This is a genomic window from Neobacillus sp. DY30, from assembly GCF_030123065.1.
Taxonomy (GTDB): domain Bacteria; phylum Bacillota; class Bacilli; order Bacillales; family Cytobacillaceae; genus Neobacillus.
This window is the reverse complement of record NZ_CP126093.1, coordinates 3477915-3494594: the sequence shown is the minus strand read 5'-3', so window position 1 is coordinate 3494594 and position 16680 is coordinate 3477915. Positions and strand designations below refer to the sequence as shown.

At 38.6% G+C, this 16680-nt stretch carries 13 protein-coding genes; 9 read left to right on the top strand and 4 right to left on the bottom strand.

Annotated features, from left to right (window positions below; genetic code table 11):
* Positions 1-85: 85 nt before the first annotated feature.
* Together pepF and rluF are read right to left on the bottom strand one after the other, a co-directional pair.
* On the bottom strand, positions 86-1900 hold the full coding sequence (pepF, locus tag QNH29_RS16975) for an oligoendopeptidase F (RefSeq protein WP_283860557.1): 1815 nt from the start codon (positions 1898-1900) through the stop codon (positions 86-88).
* Positions 1901-2011: 111 nt separating this feature from the next.
* A complete protein-coding gene (gene rluF, locus QNH29_RS16970; RefSeq protein WP_283865663.1) occupies positions 2012-2728 on the bottom strand; it encodes a 23S rRNA pseudouridine(2604) synthase RluF in 717 nt (238 codons plus the stop codon).
* A 192-nt stretch (positions 2729-2920) separates the two neighbouring features.
* Here rluF and QNH29_RS16965 point away from each other — a divergent pair, with 192 nt between their 5' ends.
* Positions 2921-3799, top strand: coding sequence for a cation diffusion facilitator family transporter (locus QNH29_RS16965; protein WP_283865662.1), 879 nt, complete (start codon positions 2921-2923; stop codon positions 3797-3799).
* 119 nt (positions 3800-3918) lie between these two features.
* On the opposite strand, the gene QNH29_RS16960 is transcribed toward QNH29_RS16965, so the two are convergent.
* A complete protein-coding gene (locus QNH29_RS16960; RefSeq protein WP_283860556.1) occupies positions 3919-4842 on the bottom strand; it encodes a TetR/AcrR family transcriptional regulator in 924 nt (307 codons plus the stop codon).
* A gap of 187 nt (positions 4843-5029) precedes the next feature.
* Between QNH29_RS16960 and QNH29_RS16955 the strand changes: the two genes are divergently transcribed.
* The 4 genes from QNH29_RS16955 to QNH29_RS16940 all read left to right on the top strand — a co-directional run bounded on the left by QNH29_RS16955 (position 5030) and on the right by QNH29_RS16940 (position 8677).
* Positions 5030-6562 carry a DHA2 family efflux MFS transporter permease subunit gene (locus tag QNH29_RS16955; RefSeq protein ID WP_283860555.1) on the top strand — a complete coding sequence of 511 codons (1533 nt, stop codon included), beginning with the start codon at positions 5030-5032 and terminating at the stop codon, positions 6560-6562.
* A gap of 118 nt (positions 6563-6680) precedes the next feature.
* Positions 6681-7145 carry a branched-chain amino acid aminotransferase gene (locus tag QNH29_RS16950; protein ID WP_283860554.1) on the top strand — a complete coding sequence of 155 codons (465 nt, stop codon included), beginning with the start codon at positions 6681-6683 and terminating at the stop codon, positions 7143-7145.
* A 56-nt stretch (positions 7146-7201) separates the two neighbouring features.
* Positions 7202-7966: a cobalamin-binding protein gene (locus QNH29_RS16945; RefSeq protein WP_283860553.1), complete on the top strand. Its 765-nt coding sequence runs from the start codon at positions 7202-7204 to the stop codon at positions 7964-7966.
* 33 nt (positions 7967-7999) lie between these two features.
* Positions 8000-8677, top strand: coding sequence for an NAD(P)H-binding protein (locus QNH29_RS16940; RefSeq protein ID WP_283860552.1), 678 nt, complete (start codon positions 8000-8002; stop codon positions 8675-8677).
* 60 nt (positions 8678-8737) lie between these two features.
* Here QNH29_RS16940 and QNH29_RS16935 read toward each other — a convergent pair whose 3' ends face one another.
* Entirely contained in the window at positions 8738-10372 is a 1635-nt protein-coding gene (locus QNH29_RS16935; protein ID WP_481858736.1) for a Na/Pi cotransporter family protein, read from the bottom strand.
* Positions 10373-10877: 505 nt separating this feature from the next.
* Between QNH29_RS16935 and QNH29_RS16930 the strand changes: the two genes are divergently transcribed.
* From QNH29_RS16930 to QNH29_RS16915, 4 genes are all read left to right on the top strand, one after another.
* Positions 10878-12242, top strand: coding sequence for an NAD(P)-dependent oxidoreductase (locus QNH29_RS16930; protein ID WP_481858735.1), 1365 nt, complete (start codon positions 10878-10880; stop codon positions 12240-12242).
* Positions 12243-12321: 79 nt separating this feature from the next.
* Entirely contained in the window at positions 12322-13608 is a 1287-nt protein-coding gene (gene preA, locus QNH29_RS16925; protein WP_283860550.1) for an NAD-dependent dihydropyrimidine dehydrogenase subunit PreA, read from the top strand.
* Positions 13609-13623: 15 nt separating this feature from the next.
* Entirely contained in the window at positions 13624-15042 is a 1419-nt protein-coding gene (hydA, locus tag QNH29_RS16920) for a dihydropyrimidinase (RefSeq protein ID WP_283860549.1), read from the top strand.
* A 148-nt stretch (positions 15043-15190) separates the two neighbouring features.
* Positions 15191-16660, top strand: coding sequence for an NCS1 family transporter (locus tag QNH29_RS16915; protein ID WP_283860548.1), 1470 nt, complete (start codon positions 15191-15193; stop codon positions 16658-16660).
* Positions 16661-16680 lie beyond the last annotated feature (20 nt).

Below are 16680 nucleotides of genomic sequence, written 5' to 3'. Positions count from 1 at the left end.
CATTACAGTCGTTACCAGCGGCTCTTCATAAATAGTAAAAAAAAGTGCCAGGCACCTCATATTTGAGATGGTGCCAGGCACTTTTTTACACGTATGATTTTTCTAGTTCATCAATTAGTGAACCTACATAAGCAACTGCTTTACGGACTGGTTCCGGTGTTGTCATATCAACACCAGCATGTTTCAGAAGTTCAAGCGGTTTCATCGTTCCACCAGCTCGAAGTACCTCCAGCCAGCGGTCCACAACAGGCTGACCTTCTTCCTGAATTAATTGCGCTACCGCAGTGGAGGCAGTTAAACCAGCAGAATAGGTGTATGGATATAAGCCCATATAATAATGTGGCTGGCGCATCCAAGTTAAGGAAGCACCTTCATCAATCTCCACCGTATCTCCCCAGAATTCTGTAAGTACAGCTCTAGTCACATCAGATAAAGTATTAGCTGTGAGGGCTTTTCCGTGTTCAGCTAATGCATACACCCTGCGTTGATATTCAGCTTCCAGTAAATGAGTAACAAAATTATGATAATACGTTCCTAGCAGCTGAAGTACTACCCAGCGACGCATTTCGCTATCTTGTTTATTTGCTAACAGGTGCTGTCCTAATAAAAGCTCGTTCATCGTGGATGGAGCTTCAATAAAATACAGGGAAGGGCGGACATTCATAATTCTTTGATTTTTGTTTGCTAAGTAAAAATGACCTGCGTGCCCGAATTCATGTGCTAGGGTGAAGCAGCCGCGCATATTATCCTGCCATGTTACTAAGATATAGGGGTGTGCACCATAAGGGCTTGAACAGAAGGCACCTGTTGATTTCCCAATATTATCAACAAGATCGACCCAACGTTCTTTAAAACCCTTTTCAATAATTTCGCTATATTCTGGTCCCATGACCTTTAACGAATCAAGGATAAGTTGACTTGCTTCTTCATAAGTAGTTTCTGGATCAAAATCAGGGTCTAATGGTGCTTTTAAATCACAAAATTTCATGACATCAAGGCCTAGCGCCTTTTTCTTCAACTGAGCAAACCGGCGCATGTGAGGGGCAAGCTCTTTAAAGATAATATCGATTTGGTTGTTGTACATTTCCAATGTTACTTGCTGTGGTTCTAAGAGCATTTGTTCAACTGACTGGTAGTTTCTTAAACGAGATAGAGTCACTTGCTTTTTTACTTCAGTAGAATAGGCTGCGGCAATTGTGTTTTTGTATTGTTTTAGTGTAGAAACGAAAGAGTCATAGGCACTTCTACGCATTTCTGTATCTGCAGAGAATTCATAGCGGTTTTCAAATAAAGCAAATGAAACAGGTAATTCAAGCCCTTCACGATCAATGATAGGGGAAAATTCCATATCTGCTAATTTAGCCATGTTATAAATAGTATATGGAGCTCCATGTACCTCGCCTAAAGCAGCTAATACTTCTTCCGTTTCTGGTGTCAGCTGATGTTTTTTCGTCTCAAGCAGCTCGAGTAAATCCTTTTGGAAAGGCTGCAGTTGTGCATTCTCTTGAAGATATTTTTCTACGGTACCTTCTTCAAGGGAGAGGATCTCAGAATGAATAAATGATAATGCAGCTGTCATTTTTGTCCTTAGTGCAGCTAATTTGGCTGAATTAGCTTGATTGACAGGATCAGTCCCATCAGCTGATTGCTTTAAACTTGCATATGTTGCTGCTTTGACCATTTTCATTAACAGTTGCTCTTGAGCAATCAAGCATGCTAGTAACTCTTTTGAACTAATATGTAACGTACCTTTAAAGCCCTCTATCTTTGCAGTTTCATTTTCAATTACAGCAAGTTCTGCTTCCCATGCGTGATCTGACACATAGAGAGCATCAAGATTCCATGTTAATTCCTGTGGGACCTCTGAGCGGTTGCGGCGTTTTTGTACTGTATTTACCACCTTATCTCTCCTCCTTAAAAACCTTCGTGTTCCTAAGTAATATCATATATTATTTGAAAATTAAAGCAAATAAAAAATGAGTCGAACTGTTCAAGTTTCGACTCATTCTTTTCACCACTCTCGCGGTTCGTAATTAAGATCACTAAATAATTGCTGCTTTTCTTTTTTCGTTAAATCTCTCCATTGACCGACAGGGAGGCTGCCTAAGTGAATATTCATGATTCGAATTCTTTGGAGGCGAACAACGGAATACCCCAGAGCAGAGCACATCCTGCGAATTTGCCGATTCAGTCCTTGTGTTAAAATAATCTTAAAAACATACTTTGACAGCTGTTCCACCTTACATGGGAGAGTTTTCGTATCAAGAATTCTAACTCCTTCTGACATCTTTTTTAAAAATTCTGAAGTAATAGGCTTATCAACCGTAACGATATATTCTTTTTCATGTTTATTTTCTGCACGTAATATTTCGTTAACAATATCTCCGTCATTCGTAAGCAGAATTAACCCGTCTGAATCTTTATCTAATCTACCAATGTTAAAGATGCGCAGCGGGTGATTGACTAAATCAATAATATTCCCCTTAATATGTCTTTCTGTTGTGCTAGTAATTCCTACAGGCTTATTTAAAGCAATGTAAACATTATTTTTGGCTACCCGGATGGTTTCACCGTTAACACGGACCACATCCCCAGGCTCGACTTGACTGCCTACCTTTGCTACCTTCCCGTTAATCGTAACTCTTCCTTCTTCTATCCATTTATCTGCACCGCGTCTAGATGTTTTTCCAGACTCGGAAATAAATTTATTTAATCGCAGGTTAAACACATCCTTAATTTTGCTCAATATGTTTTTAGAATACTTAACTGCCAGCAGAATTTCAAGGTTAAGCCATCGCGATTGTTTACCTAAACCAACTCTTTTTCGTACTTGTTAGAAAGTTCGAAGAGGGGAAAAAGGTTTCTCTAGACCCACTAGATGCTTTTGTTCAATAATATAGATAAGGAGTAGAAGTGGGTGATGAAAATGGTAGAAGAACAAGCATTTTTGGATTTGAAAAGAGGAGAGCGCGGAGCCATCATAAGTATTATTGCTTATATTTGTTTGTCTGCAGTAAAACTTGCAGTTGGATATGTAGCTAATTCTGAAGCATTAAAAGCAGATGGGTTAAATAATGCAACGGATATTATAGCTTCAGTTGCAGTTCTTATAGGATTAAAATTATCCCAAAGGCCTGCAGATGATGACCATCCTTATGGACATTGGAAAGCAGAAACCGTAGCTTCAATGGTCGCGTCCTTTATTATGGCAGCAGTGGGTCTGAAGGTTACATACGAAGCAATTGTTAGTATTTTTAACGTGCAAAAAGAATCACCTGATGTAATCTCGGCCTGGACGGGGCTTTTTTGTGCGTTCGTCATGTACTGGGTTTATCGGTATAATAAAAAACTAGCAACAGACATAAACAGTCAATCTGTCATGGCCGCAGCAAAAGATAATCTCTCTGATGCCTGGGTCAGTGTGGGTACCTTTATTGGTATCATGGGTGCACAGTTTGGACTCCCTTGGCTTGATCCTTTAGCTGCAGTAATTGTCGGTCTTCTCATCTGTAAGACGGCATGGGACATTTTTAAAGAAGCCTCTCTCTATTTAACGGATGGATTTGATGAAAAGGAAATTGAACTATATAAACTGACCATCCATCAGTGTACCGGTGTTAAAGGTGTAAAAGAGATAAGAGCAAGAAATTACGGCAACAACATTGTCGTGGACGTCGTCATACTCGTTAATTCCACATTAGATGTTAAAAATGCTCATGATATTGCCACAAAAGTCGAAGAAGAACTAATCCGTACACATAACGTGTATGATGTACATGTTCACGTAGAACCTAAATAAGACGATATATAAAACAAAAAGGATGGAGCTTTTTATCTCCATCCTTCTTTGTTCTGTCTAACTAAGTTTTTTAGTGGGCAAAAGCTCAGTCTAGAAAATTCTCCTTAAAAATGTCTATTTTAGTGGTCATCTTCTTCATTTTCCTCTAATTGTTGAAAAAAGACAGTAATAATCTGGTTAAGAAGTAGAAGCTCCTTTTTCCAGACGTCTGCTGGGTTGTTTAGCAGTGTTTGAAGGGCGCTTTCAATGAGAAATTTTCGTGGTGCCCTAGTATGCATAATTTCTTCCTGGATAAAGTCTAGCAATTCATTAAATTTTTCTTGGTCGATTTTATCTTGAAAGTGTTTTGTAATGCTATTCCTCATAGGACTGACGATTTTGTAAAATTGAATGATTAATTCATGATTATTTTTCTGAAGACTAGGCAGCCATTGTTCTAATAACTCTGGCTGATGCAATTGTTCATCAGCTTCAGCTACTTCCTTAACCATTTTAACTAACCGATTCACACTGTATCTAACGACATTACTAATTTGCTCATTTGAATCGGTTGCCAAGCGATTATATTGGAGATTGTTCTGCAAGAGTCCCTGAAACATAATGGCACAATCTAATAAATATGGTTTATTTTTTTCATCGAAGATATCGATAAATCTGGTAACCATCCATCTTAGTGAACGTAATCGTGCAACGCGTATATATTGTTTTAAATCTGCATCATTTGTGGAACTGACTTCCTCATATAGAGCAATTAACTTGTTTTTTCGATTAGAGATCATTTGCAGTTCTATTTGTTTAATAAAAACCTCGATATCTGAAGGGCTTTTCCCAATTAATAAATCATTTCTATCCTTCTGGAGTTGTTTAAAAACTGCTTTATAAATGGCAATTAATAGTTCACTCTTTGATGAAAAATATTTGTAAAAGGTTCCTTTTGAGATCCCGCTATAGTCTAAAATGTCCTGAATTGATGTTGCTTGAAAACCTTTTTCAATAAATAATTGATGGGCCTTATTTATGACATGCTGTTTTCGATCATTCATTTTATCACCTATTATCCGAATTATACTACCTGTATAAAAATATACTACATGATAAATTTGGGCATTACAAATCCATAATTTTGTAGTCTTTTTTGATTGCAAAAAATGAACTACCGGTATATTATTAATAAGCATGGAACAAGGGTATAAAAAAATGAACAAAGAGTTTACACAGGGGGTATAAAACATGGAACACGAAAAAAATGAAATGAAACGTCCCCCATACGGGATTATCTCGATCCTGATGATTGGGGCCTTTATTGCTTTTTTAAACAATACTTTACTAAACATTGCACTTCCATCTATTATGACTGATTTGGAAGTTGACGCGTCAACTGTTCAATGGTTAACTACAGGCTTTATGTTAGTAAACGGGGTATTAATTCCTACCACCGCATTTTTGATACAAAAATATTCTGTACGATATCTTTTCTTAGTGGCCATGGGATTATTTACAGCAGGAACCATTCTTGCTGGGGTTGCACATGTTTTCCCTGTTTTACTAGCTGGGAGAATGACACAGGCTGCAGGTTCCGCTATCATGATGCCGCTATTAATGAATGTCATGTTAGTAAGCTTCCCTATTGAAAAAAGAGGGGCAGCGATGGGGATATTTGGTTTAATTTTAATGGGGGCACCAGCAATTGGACCTACATTGTCTGGTTGGTTAATTGAACATTATGACTGGAGAATGCTTTTCCACTTTGTTACCCCAATTGCTATCATTATCCTATTAATCGGATTTTTCCTATTGAAAGATAAGAAAGAAAAGGTTGATATTCGTCTGGATTTCTTCTCAGTATTCCTTTCAAGTATAGGATTCGGCGGTTTGCTATATGGATTCAGTTCAGCTGGTAAACAGGGGTGGGATAGTCCACAAGTTTACATGACGATTGCGATTGGAGCTATCTCATTGCTTGTTTTCATCTTACGTCAATTAAAACAAGAACGCCCAATGCTTAATTTTAAAATCTTTAAATATCCAATGTTTGCTTTATCATCAGCTATTTCAATGGTTGTTACGATGGCAATGTTTTCTGGTATGTTGCTTCTGCCGATTTATGTGCAAACATTACGTGGTATTTCGCCAATGGATGCTGGGCTTATGATGCTGCCTGGAGCGATTTGTATGGCGGTTATGTCACCAATTACGGGGAAACTTTTTGATAAATTTGGAGGGCGAGTGTTAGCTGTTATTGGTTTATCCATCACAGTTATAACGAGTTACCTTTTCAGTCAGTTAACATTTGAGACTACGTATCTTCATTTAATTCTTTTATATACTGTTCGAATGATAGGAATGTCAATGGTAATGATGCCGGTTTCTACTAACGGTCTTAACCAGCTGCCTGCACGTTTTTACCCTCATGGTACGGCAATGAATAATACGCTTCAGCAGGTATCTGGTGCGATTGGGACAGCATTATTAGTGACCATCATGTCTAACCGTGCAGAGTCAAAGGGGAAGGAACTTGGTGAAGCTGCTATGGCAAATTTAACTGAGCAGCCAACACAAGAAGCATTAGCTCAAATGAAGCAGCAAATCATGATGACTGCAACATTAGATGGTATTAATTTTGCGTTTTTCGTATCCGTCTTTATTGCAGCCGTTGCGCTCATCCTTGCTTTCTTCATGAAACGTGTGAAGCAGGCAGAAGATACTATTGAAGAAAACCCTGTTGGGAAAAAAATCGTAAATAATAAACTAGCAGAAAATTAATATGATTTATAAACGTCTAAACTCTTCGTGAGTGTAGGCGTTTTTTATTTTAAAATTTGCTTTTTTAATTGATATAACTTTATAGTAAGAGTGGAAATGCCTAAATAGGAGGTTTAAAATGAATACAAGTTTTAATGAAGCCTATATTGAACGCTGCAGCAAGGAAACAGAAACGATGATTGCAAATGAATCGTCGAGTTTTTTAAACCACCCCATTACATATTTAAAAGATCATAAGAGTGAATTTCTTTATGTGGAGTCTGTTTTATTTGAAGAAATCGGTGTGGAAGCTATATCACTCGAGGTCGATGATGTCTTTGGTACGTATGATGTTATGCTGGGGTTAAAGCTGCAAAAGAAGTTTGAAAAAATGCTAAAGGAACAGCTTAATCAATCATTACAGAGCGATGAAGCGAAATTTGATTTAATGTTTAGCCATGACGATGGTTTATGGGATTTGAACTTTGCCTTAAATTATGTAGACGGATATAGAGAAGATATAACCATACATGAGGCACTGCAATTAATACATCAATTTTTATCCACTTTAGTTCATACCATTAAACAAACAACAACCAGCTGAAATGCTGGTTGTTTGTTTGTATCTAAGGTAACATAAAACTAAGGGAGGGATCGTTTTTGAGAGTTATATCATTGTGTCCAAGCAATACTGAAATAATGGAATACTTAGGGATGTCTCATCTTTTAGTGGGAGTCGACGATTATTCTGATTGGCCAGCGTCTATAGCTAGTCTGCCTAAACTAGGACCGGATTTATCGATCAATATAGACCTTGTTGAAGAACTGCAGCCAGACCTTGTCCTTGCTTCTTTAAGTGTGCCAGGGATGGAAAAGAATGTTGAAGCGTTAGTAGAGCGAGGCATCCCTCACATCGTTTTAAATCCCCAATCATTGACGGATATTGAAGAAGATCTAATCAAAACTGCTGAAGCTCTGAATCAGTTGGATCGTGGCAAGCAAGCAGCAAAAGAATTTCGAGAAAGGCTGGATGCAGTTAAACAACAAGGATTAAAGATAAATAAGAAGCCTTATCTTTATTGGGAGTGGTGGCCCAAACCAATCTTTACACCGGGGAAAATCAATTGGCTTACCGAAATATCTGAAGCGGCGGGTGCCTTCAATGTCTTTCATGACGTGGAATTAGCCAGTGTGCAGACAGATTGGGAGGACGTTCTGAGTAGAAAACCTGATTTTATTTGCCTTGCTTGGGTAGGAGTAAGAAAGGAAAAAGTTCAGAAAAATAATGTTACCAATCGTCCAGGCTATGAAACGCTTGGGTTTGCTGACAATAGCAGCATCCTTATACTTGAAGAAGAACTTTACTGCCGTCCATCTCCAAGGCTATTGGAGGGGCTGGAAAAACTTTTTACGTTAATTCATTAATGAAAAACGCCTAATGTTGAGAGGGGCATGTATATGGAGCTAATAAAAAAAACGGCACTTGTGCTCGGGGCGACAGGCTTAATCGGAAAAGAATTAGTTAATATTCTTAGTGAAAATGGACAATATCAGAAAGTACATTTATTGGTTCGCAGACCAATTGAAGTGAAATCTGAAGTATGTGAAGTACATTTCGTTGAATACGATAAATTACATAATTACAGTGAGTTATTTCAAGTTACAGATGTTTTCTGCTGCCTAGGTACGACGATAAAAGTTGCAAAGACAAAAGAGGCATTTCGTAAAGTAGATTACGAATATCCAGTTGAGGCTGCAAGAATAGCAAAGGAAAGCGGTGTTGAAAAATTTCTCATTGTAAGTTCTATGGGTGCAGATTCTAAGTCAATTTTCTTTTATAGTCAAGTAAAAGGAGATGTAGAGGAATCACTGTATAAAGTAAACTTACCTTCTCTTCATATTTTTAGACCTTCATTATTATTGGGAAAGAGGGAAGAGTTCCGATTTGGAGAGAAAGTCGCAGAAAAAGTTAGCGGGATGTTGAACAAGCTTATGATTGGTCCCCTTCGTCCATACCGCGGGATACAAGCAAGAAAAGTTGCAGCTGCAATGGCCTTTGTAGCACAGTCAAGCAAGAAGGGAAAACAAATTTATCTTTCACATGAAATTGATTCAATGGTTGGGTTCGTAGAGTAGGAAATGAATTAAAAATGGGATCATTCAAACGAATGATCCCTGTTTTTTATACTACTTGTATTACTGAGGGGCTTTTTGCTCCCCGAGCACAGCCTGTGCGATATTTACTGCATGATCGCCGATCCGTTCTAAATTACTAATGACATCCACGTAGAGAATACCTGCATCTCCCGTACAAGCACCTTGATTTAAACGCAAAATATGTGTTTTCCGAAAATCTTTTTCCATCCGGTCGATTTTCACTTCTTTAGAAAGTACTTCATTTGCAAGTGTTAGATCATTTTTTGCCAGTGATTCAAGAGCATGGTTTAGTGTTTCAAGAGTTAATTGAAACATTTCATTTAATTCACCTAAAGCTTCAGTGGATAATGGTGCTTTTCTAGTCGTTCTAAGTTCTAAAAGTTCTATGATATTCTCAGTGTGGTCTCCTACTCGCTCAATATCTCGAATAATATTCATATAATTCATATGATCTTCAGAATGCTCAGAAGTTAATGAGCTTTTAGAAACTTCGACAAGATAATCAGTGATTGCTTTGTCCAGTTTGTTTATTGCCTCTTCATATTGATAAGCGAGTGCTGCATTGCTCTTATCTTGTGTATTTAAAAAATGAATTGCCTCAGCTAATCCATCCTTTGCATAATCTCCCATCCGTAAGATTTCCTCTTTAGCCTGTCCCAGGGCAACCGATGGAGAGTGTTCGATTAACTTTGGATTTAAATGCTGAACAGTCATATCTACATATTTTTCTTCCCCTGGGATAATCTTCGTCACTATCCAAGCAAGTGCCCCTATAAATGGAAATTGTATAATCGTATTGGAAACGTTAAAAATCCCATGAGCAAAGGCAATGGTCATTTCCGGATTCAGATTTAAAGCAACTTGTAAATAGCCAATGAATTTGGTGAACGGAATTAGGAAAATCATGAATATCAGTGTACCAATTAAATTAAACATTACATGTACCGTTGCGGCTCTTCTTGCGGCTAAAGATGTACCGATCGCTGCTAGAACAGCTGTGATTGTGGTACCAATATTATCGCCAAATAACACAGGAAGGGAAGCCTTGAGATTAATGGCACCTGTTGCAAATAACTCCTGCAAAATTCCAATTGTCGCACTCGAACTTTGAACAATAACGGTAAAAACAGTCCCAATTACCACACCGAGTATCGGATTAGCACTCATTGAAACGGTTAAGTCTTGGAACGCTTCTAAAGAGCGTAACGGTTTCATTCCACCACTCATTAATTCCAATCCCAGAAAAAGCGCTCCGAAACCAAAGATAATTTGTCCAAAAGAATTAATTGTTCTTTTATTAAAGAAAAATAATAATAAAGCACCTAAGGCGATAATTGGTAAGGCGTATTCACCTATATCGATTCCAATGATAAAGGCCGTCACAGTGGTCCCAATATTGGCTCCCATAATGACACCAATAGCTTGACGGAGCTTCATAAATCCAGCGCTGACCAATGCTACCGTTAACGCTGTTGTACCAGAACTTGATTGAATTAACGCAGTAATAAAAATTCCTGCCAAAACTCCCATAAACGGATTGGTTGTAAATCGGTCTAAAATATTTTTAAGACGGTCACCTGCGGCGTTTTGCAGCCCATCTCCCATATATTTAATCCCAAATAAAAATATCCCTAAACCGCCTATAAATTCAAATATCATTTCTTGAACGTTCATTCTAACATCCCCTTTGGGTGTATTAACTACATACATTAATCTTTTGATATTGTGACATTATTATTTTTATGCTATGCAAATAGCTATTTTGTTCGTCAATTAATTTACTAATGTCGGAAATTTATTTGTTAGATCAATTGCCAATGATTTTTATATTAACTCTATTTAATATGTAATAATATTGGTTTTCCCACAAAATTTAATTTTTATATTCTTAACAATGATTATTAGCAGCTTCGAGGTAATTTTACAAAATTTTTTGTTCATATGTGATAAATTGATAAATGAGTAACATTGGTACAAGAATAACTCTCTCAATAACGCAACTACTCCTTACATCGCAATTTTCCTTCAAAACATCATCTAATAATAAGTACCACATTGCATGTCTTCTTGACTCTAATTTAATAATGGTTCGTAAAATACGGGCAATATTTTTTGTCTGCAAAATCAGCCATAGGCAGTTTTTCAGTAAAATCACTTTTAACAAAGGAGGGTTTTTTTATTGAAAAAAATACAGCGAATTTCAACTACAGATCTAGAACTAAACTTTCAAGAAGTAGAACAGGCGCTTACAAATCAAGAAGCATTGGAAGAATCGAATCGCTGCCTTTATTGCTACGATGCTCCATGTATAAAGGCATGCCCAACAGGTATCGATATCCCGACTTTTATAAAAAAAATTTCATCAGGTAACTTACTTGGATCCGCGAAGACGATTATGTCTTCGAATCCGGTTGGTGCAAGCTGTGCTAGAGTATGTCCAACAGAAGAGCTGTGTGAAGGGGCATGTGTCTTAAACCATTCCACAAAACCTATTATGATAGGTAACCTCCAGCGCTATGCCACAGATTGGGCAATTAAAAATGAACAAACCTTGTTTGAGCCGGGGACACCGAATGGTAAATCTGTTGCCGTTGTGGGTGGAGGACCTGCTGGACTCTCCGCAGCGAGGGAATTAGCACGATTTGGATATGAAGTGACGATATTTGAAGCAGGTGAAAAAGCGGGTGGATTAAATACGTACGGAATTGTCTCATTCCGTCTTCCACAATCCATTTCGTATTGGGAAGTGGAACAGGTTGAAAAACTTAATGTAACAATTAAAACCAAAACAAAAGTTGGTAAAGACGTGTCCGTAAAGGATTTAGTTAAAGATTTTGATTGTATTGTCTTAGCGATTGGTATGGCGCATGTTCCTGATTTAGGTATTGAAGGGGAAGACCTAGAGGGAGTGTACGATGCCATTGAGTTTGTAAAGGAAACAAAAAGCGGAATAGTATCTAAGGATTTTGTTGGGAAGCGAGCGGTTGTCATCGGAGCAGGTAATACAGCCATTGATGGTGCCACTTGTTCAGTTCGTTTAGGTGCAGAAAATGTAAAAATTCTATACCGTCGGACAGAAGAAGAAATGACGGCCTATGATTTTGAATATGAATTTGCCAAACAAGACGGTGTCGAGTTTCGCTGGTTAACAGCACCAAAAAAAATTATTGGGGATGAACATGGAAAGGTAATCGGGATTGAATGCATCAAAATGAATCTTGGTGAGCCTGATAAAGACGGGCGCAGAAGACCTTATCCAGTTGAAGGATCTGAATATGTTATTCCGGTGGATGCGGTCATTAAGGCAATCGGCCAAACAAGGCATTTGGAGTTAATTAAGGCTCTGGAACTACAGCATGAAAGTGGTGTCGTTCAAGTAAATAAAGAAACTTATCAAACTTCCAATCCAAAAATATATGCATGCGGCGATGTTGTTTTTGGAAAAGGGAATGGCGACGCAATGGTGGTTACTGCTGCACAACAAGGGAAACTGGCAGCCTATAATATTCATCAACATTTAACAGCATCTGGGCTAGCACAATAATTGAACATTACAAAGGATAAAAAGATGTAAGCGCTTTCCTATATTAAAGTGTGTTTTTATTAAAAAGGGGTGATTTCATTTGGCTGATTTAAGTATTAATCTTGCAGGAATAAAATCTCCTAACCCATTTTGGTTAGCTTCTGCGCCGCCAACTAATTCTGGGTATCAGGTTCAGCGGGCATTTGAAGCGGGGTGGGGCGGGGCAGTTTGGAAGACATTAGGTGACCCAATCTTAAATGTTTCTTCTAGGTTTGCAGCTATTAGTTTTAACGGACAGCGGGTGGCGGGGTTCAATAATATCGAATTGATAACCGACCGGCCATTAGATGTTAATTTAAAAGAAATCTATGAAACGAAAAAGAGATTTCCAAACCATGCCATTATTGCCTCTTTAATGATGGAGCCAAAACAAGAAAAGTGGCATGAATTGGTTAAACGTGTTGAGGATGTAGGGGTGGATGGTCTTGAATTAAACTTTGGCTGTCCGCATGGAATGGCAGAACGTGGAATGGGATCTGCTTCTGGGCAAGTTCCCGCACTAGTAGAACGTCAGACCTATTGGGTAAAGGAAGTGGCAAAAACTCCAGTCATCGTAAAACTAACACCGAATATTACGGATATTACAGCTACTGCGGAAGCAGCCTGTAATGGCGGAGCCGATGCTATCAGTATGATTAACACGATTAACAGTTTAATGGGTGTTGACATTGATACATGGAATACCATACCGCATGTTGCCGGTAAGGGTGCGCACGGCGGCTATTGTGGTCCCGCTGTGAAACCAATTGCTTTAAACATGGTGGCAGAGTGCGCTCGGCATGCAAATATTAATGTCCCTATATCAGGTATTGGCGGGATTTCTAACTGGCAGGATGCCGTTGAATTTATGTTAATGGGCGCAACGGGTGTGCAAATATGTACTGCTGCTATGCATCATGGATTCCGTATTGTTGAAGATATGATTGAAGGACTTAATCATTATTTAGATGGCAAGGGTATTAAATCCGTTAGCGAAATCATCGGTAAATCCGTCCCGAAATATTCGGATTGGGGTAATTTAGATTTAAATTATAATATTGTCGCAAAGATCAATACCGATGTGTGCATCAACTGTAACAAGTGCCATATTGCCTGTGAGGATACCTCCCATCAATGTATTGATCGGTTAACAGATGAAAACGGGAAGGATTATTTGAAAGTGAGAGAAGAAGATTGTGTTGGCTGTAATCTCTGCTCTATTGTCTGCCCGGTTGATGGCGCAATCGATATGGTTGAAGTACCAAATGAATTGCCTCCAATGACCTGGAATGAAAGACAGACAGCCTTGAATCTCGCAGTAGAATGTAAGATTGATAGTCAAAAATAAGAAGGGAGAAATGGTATGAAGAAATTGATAAAAAATGGAACGATTGTAACAGCCTCAGATACTTATACAGCAGAAATATTAATTGAAAACGGAAAAATTTCTCAGATTGGCACTCAGCTTTCAGAACAAGGAGCAGAAATAATTGATGCCAATGGCTGTCTTGTTATTCCTGGGGGAATTGATCCTCACACTCACTTAGATATGCCTTTTGGAGGAACCGTGACCAAGGATGATTTTGAAACGGGTACTATTGCCGCTGCATTCGGGGGAACGACAACGATAATCGACTTTTGCTTAACCACTAAAGGTGAACCCTTAAAAAATTCCATTCAAACCTGGCATGCTAAATCGAAGGAAAAAGCAGTTATCGATTATGGGTTCCATTTAATGATTGCTGAAATCAATGAGAATGTCTTAAATGAACTTCCGTATGTAATCAATGAAGAGGGCATCACCTCTTTTAAAGTGTTTATGGCTTATAAAAATGTCTTCCAGGCAGATGATGAAACACTATTTCGCACCCTCGTTTCCGCAAAAGAACATGGGGCACTTGTCATGGTACACGCAGAAAATGGAGATGTTATTGATTATTTAACGAAAAAGGCGATTTCAGAAGGGAACAAGGCTCCAATCTATCACGCATTAACTAGACCGCCAGAATTAGAGGGGGAGGCAACAGGAAGAGCAGCTAAACTGACCGGACTGGCAAATTCGCAATTATATGTGGTGCACGTTTCTTGCGCAGATGCGGTAGAAAAAATAGCCGAAGCACGAAGCAAAGGCTTTAATGTTTGGGGTGAAACTTGTCCACAATATTTAGTTTTAGATCAAAGCTACTTAGAAAAACCAAATTTTGAGGGTGCAAAATATGTTTGGTCTCCTCCATTACGAGAAAAATGGAACCAAGAGGTCCTATGGAATGCCTTAAAGAGCGGTCAGCTTCAAACGCTTGGCTCTGACCAATGCTCCTTTGATTTTAAAGGTCAAAAGGATTTAGGTAGAGATGATTTTACCAAAATTCCAAACGGTGGACCAATAATTGAAGATCGTCTTTCAATTCTTTTCTCTGAGGGGGTGAGGAAGGGACGCATAAGTCTAAATCAGTTTGTCGAACTAACATCCACACGAGCAGCAAAATTATTTGGTTTATTTCCGAAAAAAGGAACGATTGCAGTAGGGGCAGACGCCGATATCGTTATCTTTGATCCTCAGGCAGAAAGAGTGATTTCTGCTGAAACTCACCACATGGCCGTCGATTATAATGCCTTTGAAGGAATGAAAATCACAGGAGAACCAGTTTCTGTAATATCAAGAGGTGAATTCGTTGTGCGCGATAAGCAGTTCGTCGGCAAACCGGGTTCAGGTCAATACCTAAAGAGAGCCAAATACAATGTGAATGCTCCAGTAAACCAAAGCGAAACTTTATCCATTTAACAGTAATTCCTTTTCTCCACATTGTTGAACAACTCCTGTAATTGCTTGCTTTTACAGCAAGCAATTACCTTAAAAAACCTCTGTTGTTGTCGGTGATTGAATTTGAATGTTTAAATTCTAGTACTATAAACCGAAAAGGAGTGTTCATATGAAAAAAAGCCACTTAAAGTCATCTGATTTATTACCCATTCAGCAAAAGGACAGAAAAGTCACAAAATTAGGCTATTCATTTATGTGGGTCGGAATGGTTGTCGTACTCGCTACCTTTGCCATTGGCGGTGCAGGGGTGCAAAGCCTTTCGTTACCTCTCGTTATTCTAGCGACCATCATTGGTTCACTTGCAATTGGATTTTTTATTTCCTTAATTGGGGATATAGGCATTGAGCATGGTTTATCATTTCCAGTGTACATGAGAGCTCCTTTTGGGACGATTGGAACTCATATTCCTTCCATCACGAGGGGAGTTACAGCTTCCGCATGGTTTGGAATCAATACCTATTTTGGTGCTACAGCAATGAACGGAATTTTAAATATTTTATCTGGTTTTGATAATTGGTTTGTTTGCTTCATTATCTTTGCAATCTTTCAATTGATAAATACAGCATTAGGGATTAAGTCGATTGAACGATTTGCAGATTTAGCAGCGCCAATTATTATACTAATCTCGATTTGGATGTACTCTTCATTATCTGACCAAGCGCAAGCTGCTGGCAGAGAGGTTTGGAGCTGGGTAGAATCCCCAGTTACAGGTGGTGCAGCGTTCACGGCCTTTATGGTTGTTATCTTTAGTAACATGGGCTTCTGGGCAACATTGAGTGCGGATATTCCGTCCATTTCGCGTTTCATGAAAGCTCCAGTGAACGAAAAGAACTGGTTTAAGAGAAATAAAAGTTCTTTAATCGGCAACCTTATTGCCATGCCAATAACGCAAACCTTTATGATTATCATTGGCGCAGTCTCCTACATTGCAGTATTAAATGCAGACCCAGTGGTTGCGCTTCAAAAGTCAGCGAGCGGGATTGTCCTAGCGGTTTTACTATTGATGATTGTATTAGCCCAATGGTCAACGAATACGGCTGCAAATGTGGTCCCAGCTGCAACGATTTTCTCAAATGTAGGCGGACCAAAGTTTCCATTTTGGGCGGGTGTTATTACTGCTGGAATCGTTGGCACGATTGTTCAACCGTGGGAGTTATTCGGGGTTATTATTCCCATTCTTCTTATCGTTGGCGGTATATTGTCAGCAATCGTTGGAATTCTGTTTGCCGACTATTATTTAATCCGAAAAAGAAGAGTAAATGTGCCGGAGTTATACGAAGACCATGGTCAATTTAGATATTGGGGCGGCGTAAATCTTGCAGGCTTTATTGCTTGGATTATCGGCGGATGTATTTCCTATTTATTTCCTGCATATGGATTTTTAGTAGGATTCTTACTTGGTGCTGCTATTTATTATGTCCTGGCGAAATACTGGTGGTTTAGGAAGTATCGACAAGCAGAAATCGAAGATCCAAGTGATGCAAAATATCTAGGAATCTCTGTCGGTCGTGATTGGGTAATTGTAGAAGCATTCGAGCCGGTTATAGAGGAAACACCAGCAAGTCTAAAATTGGACTAATGAGAATATCTAAATGGTAG